General features: G+C 63.0%; 11 protein-coding genes. 10 read left to right on the top strand and 1 reads right to left on the bottom strand.

The annotated features are described in order from the left end of the window. The first annotated feature begins 189 nt into the window (after window positions 1-189). From tolQ to ftsH, 8 genes are all read left to right on the top strand, one after another. Entirely contained in the window at window positions 190-900 is a 711-nt protein-coding gene (tolQ, locus tag CIT25_RS24880; RefSeq protein ID WP_095487401.1) for a protein TolQ, read from the top strand. A 9-nt stretch (window positions 901-909) separates the two neighbouring features. Continuing rightward, window positions 910-1,368, top strand: a complete 459-nt coding sequence (gene tolR / locus CIT25_RS24875) for a protein TolR (RefSeq protein WP_095487399.1) — start codon at window positions 910-912, stop codon at window positions 1,366-1,368. 7 nt (window positions 1,369-1,375) lie between these two features. Beyond that, a complete protein-coding gene (locus tag CIT25_RS24870; RefSeq protein WP_095487397.1) occupies window positions 1,376-2,533 on the top strand; it encodes an energy transducer TonB family protein in 1,158 nt (385 codons plus the stop codon). Window positions 2,534-2,600: 67 nt separating this feature from the next. Continuing rightward, window positions 2,601-3,884 carry a Tol-Pal system beta propeller repeat protein TolB gene (gene tolB, locus CIT25_RS24865; RefSeq protein ID WP_425351756.1) on the top strand — a complete coding sequence of 428 codons (1,284 nt, stop codon included), beginning with the start codon at window positions 2,601-2,603 and terminating at the stop codon, window positions 3,882-3,884. A gap of 276 nt (window positions 3,885-4,160) precedes the next feature. After that, a complete protein-coding gene (pal, locus tag CIT25_RS24860) occupies window positions 4,161-4,667 on the top strand; it encodes a peptidoglycan-associated lipoprotein Pal (protein ID WP_095487393.1) in 507 nt (168 codons plus the stop codon). A gap of 202 nt (window positions 4,668-4,869) precedes the next feature. Continuing rightward, a complete protein-coding gene (gene ybgF / locus CIT25_RS24855) occupies window positions 4,870-5,955 on the top strand; it encodes a tol-pal system protein YbgF (protein ID WP_095487391.1) in 1,086 nt (361 codons plus the stop codon). Between the two features lie 58 nt (window positions 5,956-6,013). Then, window positions 6,014-7,411, top strand: coding sequence for a tRNA lysidine(34) synthetase TilS (gene tilS / locus CIT25_RS24850; protein ID WP_095487390.1), 1,398 nt, complete (start codon window positions 6,014-6,016; stop codon window positions 7,409-7,411). A 123-nt stretch (window positions 7,412-7,534) separates the two neighbouring features. Next, a complete protein-coding gene (ftsH, locus tag CIT25_RS24845) occupies window positions 7,535-9,463 on the top strand; it encodes an ATP-dependent zinc metalloprotease FtsH (RefSeq protein ID WP_065011263.1) in 1,929 nt (642 codons plus the stop codon). Between the two features lie 502 nt (window positions 9,464-9,965). Here ftsH and CIT25_RS24840 read toward each other — a convergent pair. Continuing rightward, window positions 9,966-10,946, bottom strand: a complete 981-nt coding sequence (locus CIT25_RS24840; protein WP_095487388.1) for a hypothetical protein — start codon at window positions 10,944-10,946, stop codon at window positions 9,966-9,968. Window positions 10,947-11,484: 538 nt separating this feature from the next. On the opposite strand from CIT25_RS24840, the gene glmM reads away from it, so the two are divergent. Next, window positions 11,485-12,837, top strand: a complete 1,353-nt coding sequence (glmM, locus tag CIT25_RS24835) for a phosphoglucosamine mutase (RefSeq protein WP_095487386.1) — start codon at window positions 11,485-11,487, stop codon at window positions 12,835-12,837. Window positions 12,838-13,040: 203 nt separating this feature from the next. Further along, complete coding sequence (locus CIT25_RS24830; RefSeq protein WP_095487384.1) at window positions 13,041-13,868, top strand: outer membrane protein; 828 nt, start codon at window positions 13,041-13,043, stop codon at window positions 13,866-13,868. Window positions 13,869-13,876 lie beyond the last annotated feature (8 nt).

Below are 13,876 nucleotides of genomic sequence, written 5' to 3'. Positions count from 1 at the left end.
CCATAACGGTTCATGAAGAGAGTGGTGAAGATTGGAGGAATCCAGCGCCTTCCTTTCACCAACATTTGCCCCGAAAAGGCCGCCAACGGTGCATTTTGGGGTTATTCCGGAAGCTTTGCGCGAACGGACCACAAGGGATGCCCATGGGCCAGCCGCCAGCCGTGCCCGGAAAATCTTAAGGACGTAACCATGGAAAATATCGCACTCGCCGAACCGGGCGCGCATTTGTCGATTTGGGCGCTGTTCATGCAGGCCGGCTGGGTGGTCAAGCTGGTCATGATCGGGCTGCTCTGCGCCTCGATCTGGACCTGGGCGATCATCGTCGACAAGCTCGTCGCCTATGGCCGCATGCGGCTCGCGCTCAATCGCTTCGAACAGGTGTTCTGGTCCGGGCAGTCGCTGGAAGAGCTTTATCGCACGCTCGCAGATCGCAAGACCACCGGCATGGGCGCCATCTTCGTCGCCGCCATGCGCGAATGGAAGAAGAGCTTCGAGAAGGGCGCGAAATCGCCGCTTGGCCTGCAGAACCGCATCGACAAGGCGATGGACCTGGCGCTGACCCGCGAAATGGAAAAGCTGGAAGGGCGGCTTGGTTTTCTCGCCACCACCGGCTCGGCAGCGCCCTTCATCGGCCTGTTCGGTACCGTCATCGGCATCATGACCTCGTTCCAGGCGATCGCCGCATCCAAGAATACCAGCCTGGCGGTGGTCGCGCCCGGCATTGCCGAAGCGCTGCTGGCCACCGCCATCGGCCTGCTCGCGGCCATCCCCGCCGTCATCGCCTACAACAAGCTGTCGTCGGACGCGAGCAAGATCGCCGTGCGCATGGAGGGATTCGCGGACGAGTTCTCCGCCATACTCTCGCGCCAAATCGATGAAAAAGTCGCGCAGAAGACCTGAGGAACAATCATGGGAATGTCTGTAGGCGCGGGTGGTGGTGGACGCGGTGGTCGTGGCCACAGGCGGCGCGGCCGCCATCACGCGATGATATCGGAAATCAACGTCACGCCGATGGTCGACGTGATGCTGGTGCTGCTGATCATCTTCATGGTCGCCGCACCATTGCTGACGGTTGGCGTGCCGATCGACCTGCCGGACACGCAGGCCAAGGCGATGAACGTCGATACGCAGCCGATCACCGTCTCGATCAATCCGGCCGGCCAGATATACCTCCAGGAGACCGAAATCCCGATCGAGGAGTTGGTGGCGAAACTGCAGGCGATCTCGAAGACTGGCTATGACGAGCGCATCTTCATCCGTGGCGACAAGTCGACAGACTATGGCACGGCCATGAAGGTGATGGCCCGCATCTCGGCCGCGGGCTACAAGAACATCGGCCTGGTTTCGCTGCAGGAACAGGATCAGTAGACGCAAGATGAGGACGGGCCTCACCACATCGGTTATCTTGCATACGGTAGCGTTGGCCTTCGGGCTGTTCACGCTGTCGTCGCCGCCTGCCATGCCCGCGTCCGACGTGGAATCAGTGTCGGTCGAGATCGTGCCGATGGAAGCAACCGCGCAGATTCTGCAAGGCGACAAGAAGGCCGTGATGCACGAGAAACCGGCGCCGGTGCCCACACAGCGCCCCGACATCGTTCCCGATGCCCAGAAAGTCGGCGAAAACAGCGTCGACACCGACAAGCCGATAACGCCGGAAGCCAAGCCCAACCCCGTGGATCTGGCTGAGGCGCCGCCGCCCGCGCCGACACCGAAAGAGAAGCCAAAGCCCGAGGATGTGCCGAAGCCGAAGGAACAGCCCAAGCCTGTTCCGGCGACGGAGGTCGCACCGGTCCCGCAGCCGAAGGAAGAGGTCAAGCCCGAGCCGGTCAAGCAGGCGGAGCCAAAGCCGACACCGGCCAAGGAGCCGGCGCCGACGCCGCCGCAGGACAAGACCGCCGCCATCGACCCGAAGCCCGAGGTCAAGCCGGACGCCGTCGCCGAAGCAATAACGAAAGAGCAGCCCACCGAGACGACGCAGCTTCCGGACTCTGCGCCTGCGCCGCAGGCGCGGCCGAAGCCGCAGCCGGCCCAGGCCGAAAGCGCCAAGGCGCCGGAGCGGAAGGACGCCGACAAGCCAGTCAAGGAAGCGTCATCCAAGCCGAAGTCGGAAGACAAGCAGTTCAACGCCGACGAGATTTCCGCGCTGCTCGACAAGCGAAAGCCGTCCGGCGGCGGCGCCAAGCGTTCAACCCAGCAGGCATCGCTCGGTGGCGACAAGGACCAGGGCCAGAAGCTTTCAAGGTCGGAGCAGGGGGCGTTGGAGGCCCAGCTTGGCGGTTGCTGGACGCTGCCGGCGGGGCTCGAGGGTTCGGAGAATTTCGTCGTCGTGGTCCGGTTCAACCTGGACGCCTCCGGCAAGCTGGACGGACGGCCGTCCGTCGAACAGTCGAGCGGAAACCGCCCGTTCGACGAAAGTGCCGTTCGTGCGGTTCAGAAATGCGATGTGGCCGGCCTGCAGGTTCCCGCGGGCAAACAAGACATCTGGGCCGACGTTCGGGTCACCTTCGACCCGAGAGAGATGCTGGGCCTGTAGGCCTAGCGCCCCTAAAATCATTGAAGAGAAGCGAGAAGACATGAAATCCATCCTCAAGCCGCTCCTGATGATCGCAGCGATGGCGCTGGGTATGACTGCCGCCGCCACTTTGCCGGCGCGGGCGCTCGTTGAGCTCAACGTCAACAAAGGCAATGTCGAGCCGCTGCCGATCGCCATCACCGATTTCCAGGGCGGCGATGCGCTGGGTGCGGAGATTTCCGGCATCGTCAGCGCAGACCTGAAACGCTCCGGCCTGTTCGCGCCGATCGACAAGAGCGCCTTCATCGAAAAGATCTCGAACCCGGATGCGACGCCCCGCTTCGAGGATTGGAAGGTGATCAATGCCCAGGCGCTGGTCACCGGCAGCGTCAGCAAGGAGGCCGACGGCCGCGTCCGCGCCCAGTACAGGCTGTGGGACACCTTTGCCGGTCAGCAGATGTCGGGCGAGCAGTTCTTCGCCAACGATGCCAATACAAGGCGCGTCGCCCATATCATTGCCGACGCCATCTATGAGCGGCTGACCGGCGAGAAGGGCTATTTCGACACGCGCGTCGTCTTCATCGACGAATCGGGCGCAAAGAATGCGCGCAAGAAGCGCCTCGCCATCATGGACCAGGACGGCGCCAATGTCCGCTACCTGTCGAACGGCAAGTCGATCGTGCTGACGCCGCGTTTCTCGCCGAACCGGCAGGAAATCACCTACATGTCCTATGAAAGCGGCCAGCCGAAGGTCTATCTGCTGCAGATCGAGACCGGGCAGCGCGAGCTGGTCGGCGACTTTCCCGGCATGACCTTTGCACCGCGCTTCTCGCCCGACGGCCAGAAGGTGATCATGAGCCTGCTGCGCGACGACGGCAATTCCAACATTTTCGCCATGGATTTGAGAAGCCGCTCGACGACCAGGCTCACCAATTCGGCGGCCATTGACACCTCGCCGTCCTATTCGCCTGATGGCAGCAAGGTGGTGTTCACTTCCGACCGCGGCGGCCGCGCGCAGATCTATGTGATGGGCGCCGACGGTTCGGGCCAGACCCGCATCTCCTTCGGCGACGGCGTCTATTCGACGCCGGTGTGGTCGCCGCGCGGCGATCTGATCGCCTTCACCAAGCAGACCGCCGGTGAATTCCAGATCGGCGTCATGCGCATCGACGGTTCGGGTGAGCGCATCCTTTCAACCGGCTTCCAGCAGGAGGGGCCGACCTGGGCGCCCAACGGCCGGGTGCTGATGTTCTTCCGCGATTCAGCCGGCGGTCCGAAACTCGTTTCGGTCGATCTCACCGGCCGCAACGAACAGTCGATCCCGACCGCGAATTTCGCGTCGGATCCAGCCTGGTCGCCGCTGCTCGAGTGAGAGGAATTGGAGAAATGAAGAATTGAAGAATTGAAGAGATGAAGAAAACGGGATTCCTCAACTCTTCAATTCACTCCTTTCCACGGCTTGGTCGCGTTTTAGCCGCATTTCCGCCTAGGGTCCGCGCACATTGTGGACCCCTTGGGCGGCCCCTGGCAAAACGGCTGCGGACGGCAGCCGAAACCAAATTTTAACCGTGTTTCTTGAACGCCGGTTAACCCAAACGTGGTTACTGGACGATCAACGAAATCACTCGAATTGCGAAGGAGAGGCGGCATGGGCCGTATCGCAGCACTTACCAGAAACCCGGTGATGATCGCGCTGGTGGCGTCGCTCGCCATCGCCGGTTGCGCCTCGAAGAAGACCCCGAACAGCGCCGCCGATCTCGGCCTCAGCGGCGCCGGCGCGGCAACGCCCGGATCGGCCCAGGACTTCACCGTCAACATCGGCGACCGTATCTTCTTCGACACGGATTCGTCCTCGATCCGCGCCGACGCGCAGACGACGCTTTCGCGCCAGGCGCAGTGGCTGAACCAGTATGGGCAGTATGCCATCGTCATCGAAGGCCATGCCGACGAGCGCGGCACGCGCGAATACAATCTGGCGCTCGGTGCCCGCCGTGCCGCCGCCACCCGCGACTTCCTCGTCGCCAGGGGTGTTTCCGGCCAGCGCCTGAAGACCATTTCCTACGGCAAGGAACGTCCGGTCGCGGTTTGCGACGACATCTCCTGCTGGTCGCAGAACCGCCGCGCCGTCACCACGCTCAGCGGCGCCGGTTCTTGATCGGCAATTCCTGATCGGCAGAAATGCAACACATATATGCGAAAGGCGGCGACGGCCGCCTTTTTCATGTCCGGCACCCGGATATGAGACTTGAAACAAAATTTGGCCGAAGTCCTGCGTCCTGCTAAGAGCCAAGGCGCCTGACGGTCCCACTCCGATCGGAAGGCATGCAACAGGCAAACAATTTCACGGCGAGAGGCACATGCATTTCAGATCGGTCTTGAGCGGCACGCTTGCGCTGCTGCTCGTATCAAGCGTCGCCGCACTTGCTGCCGGTACCGGGGCAAGCGGCAACGAGCAACAACCGTCGAAAGGCGGTTTTTCCTTCCACCTGCCGACGCTCGGCATTTTCGGTGAAAAGAAAAAGCCGGATCAGGTTCAGTTCGCACAGGATGGCACCGGCACTACCGCACTGCAGGAGCAGCTCCGGCAAATGAACGGCAAGATCGAGGAGCTCAACTTCCAGGTCCTGCAGATGCAGGAGCAGATCCGCAAGCAGCAGGAAGACAACGAGTTCCGCTTCCAGCAGCTGGAAGGCGGTTCGCAAGGCGCGCCGCAACCAGCGGAGCAGAAAAAGTCGGACGCCACCACCAACACCGACAGCAGCGTCGCCGAGGCTCCGGCGACGCATGCGCCGGCCGATGCGGGCACACCGCCCGCCGGCGCCCAGGGCGAGGACGTCATCGTCGAATCGCCGACTGGCGAACCCGGCAGGGTGATCCCGGGCACGCCTCCGAAGACGTTCGGCACCATCACCGTCGACAAGAACGGCAATGTAGTCGACGCCGACGGCAACACGCAGGCACATGCACCGGCGCAGAACACCGCCCCAGCCACTAACGATCAAGCCGGCACGCAGGCCGGCAAGTCCGACAATACGGTGGTTGCGGCGCTGCCTGCCACCGACGACCCGGAGGAACTTTACCGCAACTCCTACCAGTTCATCTTGTCGGGCGACTACAGCACTGCCGAACAGGGCTTTCGCGACCACATCGCCCGCTTCCCCAAGGACGCCAAGGCGGCGGACGCGCATTACTGGCTGGGTGAGTCACTGCTCGGCCAGCAGAAATACCGCGACGCGGCCGAGACTTTCCTCGCCGCCAGCAAGGACTATCCGAAGGCCAAGAAGGCTCCCGACATGCTGCTGAAGCTCGGCGTGTCGCTGGTCGGATTGAACCAGCGCGACGTGGCCTGCGCCACTTTCGGCGAGATCGGCAAGCGCTATCCTAACGTTTCCGGCACGCTCAAGGAACGTGTCAAACAGGAAAGGGCGCTCGCGGCGTGCTAGTTTTTCTCTTGCATGTCGTTGCCCCAAAACCGGGCCCACTTTTGGGCGACATGCATTGATGCTCGAAACCGAGCCTGACCTTTCGGTTTTTTCGCAGATCGACTTTACCAACGGCGCTGTTGCGGCCGTGTCCGGCGGCAGCGACTCGACCGCCCTTCTCCTTCTCATCAAAGATCACCTCGACCGCAGCGCGCCCGCAACGAAATTGCTGGCTGTGACGATCGACCACAATCTGCGGCCGGGCTCGGCAGCGGAAGCGCAAGCCGTGGCCAGGCTTTGCGCCGCGCGCGGCATTGCCCACCGCATCATGGTCTGGTCCGGGCGCAAGCCGTCGACCGGCCTGCCGGCTGCCGCGCGAGAGGCGCGCTACCGGCTGCTGGCCGAGGCAGCGCAGGCGGAGGGCATCGGCCTGATCCTGACCGGCCACACTGCCGACGACCAGGCCGAGACCGTGCTGATGCGGCACGCGCGCCAGGAGGGGCCGCGAGAGGCAGGGCGAGGCCTTGCCGGCATGGCGCCCGCAACCCTTTACGACTGGCGGATCTGGATCGCACGGCCGCTTCTCGGCACACGGCGTGCGGCGCTGCGCGAAGTCCTGCGGCGCGCGAACGTCGGCTGGGCCGAAGACCCGACCAATGACGACGAGGCTTTCGAGCGGCCGCGCATCCGCGCAGCACTTGCCGATGGCAATGGTGCGCAGGAAGACGCGATGGCGCTGGCCGCACGGGCTGCCGTGGAGCGCGAACAGCTTGGCCATCGCGCGGCCGCGTTGATCCGTGGCTTTGCCAGCAGGCCCGCCGATGGCCTTATCCGTCTCGATCCGGGTTTTGCGACGGCCGGCGACGACCTCGCGGCCGTCTATGCGCTGCGCATCCTGCTGGCGACTGTCGGCGGCGTTGCCTTTCTGCCCGACCAGGCTCGCAGCGAGGCGCTGTTTGCCCGGCTGAGGCCCAGGCCATCTTGCGTGATGCCATTTTATGCTAACCCGTTTTGCGCCACATTGTCGCGGACGGTGGTCGATGCACGGCGTGCCGGCATTTTCCTGCGTCGCGAAACCCGCAACCTGCCGCCCGCTGCTCCTGCCGTGGACGATGCACTCTGGGACGGCCGCCGGAGGATCACATTGGGCGACGAGCCAGATGCATTTTTGATCGCGCCGCTCGGCGCGGCTCGTGCCGCAAAACGTGAAATTGCCGAAGACGGCACGCCGCCAAGCCTTGTCCGCGCGGCCCTGGCGGCCGAGCCGGTGTTGTGGCGCTCAAGTGAACATCCAGGCGAAAGCCTTGGTCCGGTGCAGGACAGCCCGGCCTTGCCACGAATGGCGGTATGCCCGGTCGTCGCGCCCTTTGCCCGCTTCCTGCCGTCCTTCGACCTGGCGCCGGCCGGAACTGTCGCCGCGCTGATCGGCGCGCCGCTCCTCCCTACCACGCCTTTCAGCGGCCATACTGCCGGTTGATGATGGGCGAAAGCTTAACCGCGACATGCTGTTCTGCTTGGCAAGGGAGGACGCCATCCCTATGTTAGACCCAAGTTTCCTCTCACGACGCGTGTCCGCCAGCGGACGCCAACGGGACAATTGATGAATCCGAATTATCGCAATCTCGCGCTCTGGGCGATCATAGCGGTCCTGCTCATCGCTCTCTTCAATCTGTTCCAGACGCCGCAGACGCGCGGAGCGGCGAGCGATGTCCCCTATTCGCAGTTCCTGCAGGATGTCGCGGCCGGCCGGGTCAAGACGGTGACCATCGCGGGTGCCCGCATTTCCGGTACCTATACCGACACCTCTACCGGCTTCCAGACCTATTCGCCTGGCGATCCGTCGCTGGTTTCGAGGCTGCAGGACAAGAACGTCACCATCAATGCGCGCCCTGAATCCGACGGCTCCAATTCGCTGTTCGGCTATCTCATCTCCTGGCTGCCGATGATCCTCATCCTTGGCGTCTGGATATTCTTCATGCGCCAGATGCAGTCCGGCTCCGGCCGCGCCATGGGCTTCGGCAAGTCGAAGGCCAAGCTTTTGACCGAAGCGCATGGCCGCGTCACCTTCCAGGATGTCGCCGGCGTCGACGAAGCCAAGCAGGATCTGGAGGAGATCGTCGAATTCCTGCGTGATCCGCAGAAGTTCCAGCGGCTTGGCGGCAAGATTCCGCGCGGCGTGCTGCTTGTCGGCCCTCCCGGAACCGGCAAGACGCTGCTTGCCCGCTCGGTCGCCGGTGAAGCCAACGTGCCGTTCTTCACCATCTCCGGCTCGGACTTCGTCGAGATGTTCGTCGGCGTCGGCGCGAGCCGCGTCCGCGACATGTTCGACCAGGCCAAGAAGAATGCGCCCTGCATCATCTTCATCGACGAAATCGACGCGGTCGGCCGCCATCGCGGCGCCGGCCTCGGCGGCGGCAATGACGAACGCGAGCAGACGCTGAACCAGTTGCTGGTCGAAATGGACGGCTTCGAATCCAACGAAAGCATCATCCTGATCGCCGCCACCAACCGACCGGACGTGCTCGACCCGGCGCTGCTCAGGCCCGGCCGTTTCGACCGCCAGGTGGTGGTGCCGAACCCCGACATCGTCGGCCGCGAGAAGATCCTGAAGGTGCATGTGCGCAACGTGCCGCTGGCGCCCAATGTCGACCTCAAGGTGATCGCACGCGGCACGCCGGGCTTTTCCGGAGCCGACCTGATGAACCTCGTCAACGAATCCGCCCTGATGGCAGCACGGCGCAACAAGCGCCTTGTCACCATGGCCGAGTTCGAGGACGCCAAGGACAAGATCATGATGGGCGCCGAGCGCCGCTCGTCGGCCATGACCCAGGCCGAGAAGGAACTCACCGCCTATCACGAGGCCGGCCACGCCATCCTGGCGCTGAACGTGCCGTCGGCCGATCCGCTGCACAAGGCGACCATCATTCCGCGCGGCCGGGCGCTTGGCATGGTCATGCAGTTGCCGGAAGGCGACCGCTATTCGATGAGCTACAAATACATGATCTCGCGCCTCGCCATCATGATGGGTGGCCGCGTCGCCGAGGAGTTCAAGTTCGGCAAGGAGAACATCACCTCGGGCGCCTCCTCGGACATCGAGCAGGCAACCAAGCTGGCGCGCGCCATGGTCACGCGCTGGGGCTTCTCCGACAAGCTCGGCCACGTCGCCTATGGCGACAACCAGGAGGAAGTGTTCCTCGGCCATTCGGTGGCGCGCACGCAGAACGTCTCGGAAGAGACGGCGCAGATCATCGACGCCGAAGTGCGCCGGCTGATCGACGAGGCCTATTCGACGGCGAAATCCATCCTGACCAAGAAGAAGAAGGAATGGATCGCGCTGGCGCAGGGGCTGTTGGAATATGAGACGCTGTCAGGCGAGGAGATCAAGCAGTTGATCGCCGGCCACAAGCCCGCCCGCGATCTCGGCGACGACACGCCGCCGAGCCGTGGCTCGGCCGTGCCGAAGTCCGGCAGCCGACGCAAGAAGGGTCCGGAGCCCGAAGGCGGCATGGAGCCTCAGCCGTCAAGCTAGGGTCCGGCCCAAGAGGTTGATTTCGAAAACGCCGCGGCTTGGACCGCGGCGTTTTTTGTTCAGGAGGTGGAGAGGACTGCGGAATTGTCCGCGACCTGTACCCGACCTGCAACGTTGGCGATCGGCGAAAGCCGGTGTGGCGGCCAATCTCCCCCCTCGTGGGGGAGATGTCCGGCAGGACAGAGGGGGGCACTGTCCCGCCGGCATCTTGGGGCTAGGGCGAACTTCACTCTGGCTGTTAGTTCGAATTTCCCTCATCGCCTCGGTTTCGCCGAGCCACCTCTCCCCCTTTTCGGGGAGGCGAGGAATCCAAACTAGAATGAAAGCAGCGATCCTTCGCGCCCCCCTCTGCCCTGCCGGGCATCTCCCCCACGAGGGGGGAGATTGGCAGCGTCGTCGATGGCGCCTCCTTGCAACGCAAGAGTGGCCTCTCCTGAAGCGGCGAACAAAAAAGCCCGCGAACCTTGCGGTTCGCGGGCTTTCGTTCAGATGCTGCTATCTATCAGCTCTTCAGCGCGGCATTGCACAGGCTGTAGAAGCCGCCGCCCTTCTGGATCCACTTGAGGCCGCCCAGCGCGTTGGCGTCCTTGTTGGCGTAGTACTGATCGAGGCAGGTATGCATACGGCCTTTGGCCGGGGTCTCGGTGCTATATTTCTGGGAGATCGCCTTCGGAAACTTCACACCTTGGGGAGCGGTGACGGTCGGTGTTTCCGGGTCGCTGGTGTAGCTCGCCTCATCGGCAGCCGGCACGGTGTCGTCGTCCGATGCGCCGGCACCGCACTGGCTCTTGCGGAAGTCGTTCCACTTCATGCCGTTCAGCGCGTTGCCGGTCTTGGCCGCCTGATACTTGGCGCTGCAGTCCGCCATGCTGAGGCCTTTGCCGGCGTCAGCAGTTGCCGCTGCCTTGGTCGTCGCTGCGGCCGGTTCTACCGTAGCGCTGCCGCCGGCGGCGCATGCGCTCTTGCGGAAGTCGTTCCACTTCATGCCGTTCAGCGTGCCGGCAGCCTTTGCAGCCTGGTATTTGGTGCTGCATTCTTTCGCCGTCAGGCCCGGTGCCGAGTCATCAGTGGCCGCTGCCGTCGCAGCCGGTGCTGCCGCGGCCGGTGCTGCCGCAGCGGTAGCGCCGGCGGTGCATTCAGTCTTGCGATACTGGTTCCAGGTCAGGCCGTTCAGTGTGCCGGCGGCCTTGTCTGCCTGATACTTGGTGCTGCACTCTTTCGCCGTCAGGCCCGGCGCGACGTCATCGCCAGTGGCTGCTGCCGCCTTGGTCGTCGGCTTGGCGGGTTCTGCCGTGGCGCTGGCGTCGGTGCCGCATTCGGCCTTGCGGAACTGGTTCCAGTTCTGCCCGCCAAGTGTTCCGGCGTCCTTGGCCGCGTTATACTTGGTGCTGCACTCGGCCATGGTCAGCGCATTGGCAGGCGCCGCCAGGAACAAGGTCACGACGGCAAGACCCGTCAAAGTGGCAAGTCGATGGATGAGCATGCATTTTCTCCCTACAGCGGTTCATGATATGTCCCAGCAAATCAATAGCGCTCAACGGCTGGTTGCGCCAGATGCCAAGTAGCGTAAAAAGTGCCGGAAAGTGTATTCTTTCCGATAAGGTGATGAAATCGTTGCCGGGCGCTGTCTCGCAGCCAAGTTTTTCCGGGTGCATTTGCACGGAGAGCGCGTATATAGCGGTTCGCAGTCAGGAGACTGCCTCGCATGACAGCCAGTCGAACCGGCTGGTGCGGCGGATCCTGAATTCACCTCGTCTGGAGCAGAACGACGCGCGGATTCCGAATTCAAAGCCATACTGACACACATCAAGAATCCAGATGCGGTTTGAGTTGAAGTTCCTGAACGCTGCTGCCGCAATCAGAGCAGGGAACTTGAAAATCAATACAGTGGCGTGACACAAAACACACAAAACAACAATTTTCTAAGGATTGGAGGCATATAATCATGCATTGTGATGATAGGGCTCGGGCCAATTTGTGGCATGACGTGCCGGGAAAGAACCATCGGGAAGCTGACTAGCATGGCAGGAAGTTATTTCGGCACGGACGGCATTCGCGGGCGCGCCAACAGGTTTCCAATGACGGCGGAGATCGCCATGAGGGTCGGCATGGCCGCTGGCCTTTCGTTCCAGCGCGGCAATCATCGCCACCGCGTCGTGCTCGGCAAGGACACCAGACTTTCCGGCTACATGATCGAGAATGCGATGGTGTCGGGCCTCTGCGCCGCCGGCATGGACGTGTTCCTGCTCGGCCCGATTCCGACGCCCGCAGTCGCCATGCTGGTGCGCTCGTTGCGCGCCGACATCGGCGTGATGATCTCGGCCTCGCACAATCCTTACTATGACAACGGCATCAAGCTGTTCGGCCCGGATGGCTACAAGCTCTCCGACGAGATCGAGGAGCGTATCGAGGGGATGCTCGACGAGGATATCGAGCTGGCGCTCGCCGATTCGGACGGGCTCGGCCGCGCCAAGCGCGTCGACGGCGTCCATGACCGCTATATCGAATTCGCCAAACGCACGCTGCCGCGATCGATGTCGCTTTCCGGCCTCCGCATCGTCGTCGATTGCGCCAATGGCGCTGCCTACAAGGTGGCGCCCGAGGCGCTGTGGGAACTCGGCGCCGAGGTCGTCGCCATCAATGTCGAGCCCAACGGCTTCAACATCAACAAGGAGTGCGGCTCGACCCATCCGGCCGGCCTGCAGAAGAAGGTGCACGAAGTGCGCGCCGATATCGGCATCGCGCTCGACGGCGACGCTGACCGCGTCGTCATCGTCGACGAGAATGGCGCGATCGTCGATGGCGATCAGATCATGGCGCTGATCGCCGAGTCCTGGCATCAGAGCGGACGGCTGGCCGGCGGCGGCGTCGTCTCGACGGTGATGTCCAATCTCGGCCTTGAACGCTTCCTCGGCGACATGAACCTGCAGTTGCACCGCACCAAGGTCGGCGACCGCTATGTCGTCGAGCACATGCGTGCGCACGGCCTGAATGTCGGCGGCGAGCAGTCTGGCCACATCGTGCTGTCCGATTTTTCCACGACCGGCGACGGCCTCGTCTCGGCGCTCCAGGTGCTCGCCTGCATCAAGCGGCAGAACCGGCCGGTCAGCGAGCTGTCGAAGAAGTTCGAGCCGGTGCCGCAGCTTCTGAAGAACGTCCACATTTCCGGCGGCAAGCCGCTCGAGGAAGCCCCGGTCAAGGCGGCGATCGAAGATGCACGCCACCGCCTGGGCAAGGCCGGTCGCCTGGTCATCCGGCCATCCGGCACGGAGCCGCTCATCCGCGTCATGGCGGAAGGCGACGACCAGCAACTGGTCGAGGCCGTCGTCAACGACATCGTCGAGATCATCTCGGAAACGCGCAGCGCCGCCTGATCCTGCAGCTTTGCTGGTCTGAAAAGCCCGCCTTCCGGCGGGCTTTTCGTTGAGCCATGGCCGCAAGCTTTCTCGAATTCTAAAGATTCGTGGTTAAGCAACACGGTTAAACGCCTTTTAACTTTTCCAATTCATTATCCACGACTGAAGCCAATCACATTCGGACGCGTTCGCTGTGCCGAGGGTTCTCAGGGGTGACAAGCATGTTCAATACAGCAAAAATGGCGCTATTTGCCGCGCTGTTCGCGGGCGTAGCCGGACCAGTGTTCGCCGCCGACTTCGTCGAGCCGCCCGTGATCGAGCCGGCTCCGCCGCCGGCCGTCTACGAGCAGCCGGCCGAATATGGCGGCTGGTACATTCGCGGCGACATCGACTATCATTGGTCGAAGTTTCGCGGCGCCGACTACATCACCTACGGGCCGGATCCAGGCACCGGCCGCTTTGACAGCGGCAAGCTGGAGAGCGCCTTCTCGGCCGGCGCCGGCGTCGGTTACCAGATCAACCAGCATTTTCGCACCGACCTGACCGCGGACTGGATGAGCAAATCCGATTTCCGCGGCTCGACCAGCGGCTTCTGCGGCATCAACCCCTGCACTTCGACCGACACGTCGTCTTATACGGCGCTGCTGCTCCTGGCCAATGCCTATGTCGATATCGGCACCTGGCACGGCATCACGCCTTATGTCGGCGCCGGCATCGGCGGCGCCTGGGTCAAGTGGGACAAGCTGCACAACACCATTGACGACGATACGTTTGAGCATAGCGGCGGCAAGGGCTGGCGCTTTGCCTATGCGGCGATGGCGGGCGCCTCCTACTGCCTGACCGATCGCGTCAAGCTCGATCTCGGTTACCGCTTCAGCCATATCGAAGGCGGCAAGATGTTCGACTTCGCCAGCGATGTCGGTCCCGGACATGACAAGGGCATCAATGTGCACGAAGTGCGCGGCGGTCTGCGCTATCAGTTCGGCAACTCCGGCTGCGCCCAGCCGGAACCGATCGCCTATGAACCCGAACCGGTCTACACCAAGTAATCGCTTCG

This window comes from Mesorhizobium mediterraneum (assembly GCF_002284565.1).
GTDB lineage: Bacteria > Pseudomonadota > Alphaproteobacteria > Rhizobiales > Rhizobiaceae > Mesorhizobium > Mesorhizobium mediterraneum.
The sequence above is the reverse complement of the archived record's forward strand: the minus strand, read 5'-3'. Positions and strand labels throughout refer to the sequence as shown.

Excerpts from the sequence above, each read along its gene's own strand:
- tolQ (WP_095487401.1), top strand. The coding sequence starts at position 190 with ATGGAAAATATCGCACTCGCCGAACCGGGCGCGCATTTGTCGATTTGG.
- tolR (WP_095487399.1), top strand. The coding sequence starts at position 910 with ATGGGAATGTCTGTAGGCGCGGGTGGTGGTGGACGCGGTGGTCGTGGC.
- CIT25_RS24870 (WP_095487397.1), top strand. The coding sequence starts at position 1,376 with ATGAGGACGGGCCTCACCACATCGGTTATCTTGCATACGGTAGCGTTG.
- tolB (WP_425351756.1), top strand. The coding sequence starts at position 2,601 with ATGATCGCAGCGATGGCGCTGGGTATGACTGCCGCCGCCACTTTGCCG.
- pal (WP_095487393.1), top strand. The coding sequence starts at position 4,161 with ATGGGCCGTATCGCAGCACTTACCAGAAACCCGGTGATGATCGCGCTG.
- ybgF (WP_095487391.1), top strand. The coding sequence starts at position 4,870 with ATGCATTTCAGATCGGTCTTGAGCGGCACGCTTGCGCTGCTGCTCGTA.
- tilS (WP_095487390.1), top strand. The coding sequence starts at position 6,014 with ATGCTCGAAACCGAGCCTGACCTTTCGGTTTTTTCGCAGATCGACTTT.
- ftsH (WP_065011263.1), top strand. The coding sequence starts at position 7,535 with ATGAATCCGAATTATCGCAATCTCGCGCTCTGGGCGATCATAGCGGTC.
- CIT25_RS24840 (WP_095487388.1), bottom strand. The coding sequence starts at position 10,946 with ATGCTCATCCATCGACTTGCCACTTTGACGGGTCTTGCCGTCGTGACC.
- glmM (WP_095487386.1), top strand. The coding sequence starts at position 11,485 with ATGGCAGGAAGTTATTTCGGCACGGACGGCATTCGCGGGCGCGCCAAC.
- CIT25_RS24830 (WP_095487384.1), top strand. The coding sequence starts at position 13,041 with ATGTTCAATACAGCAAAAATGGCGCTATTTGCCGCGCTGTTCGCGGGC.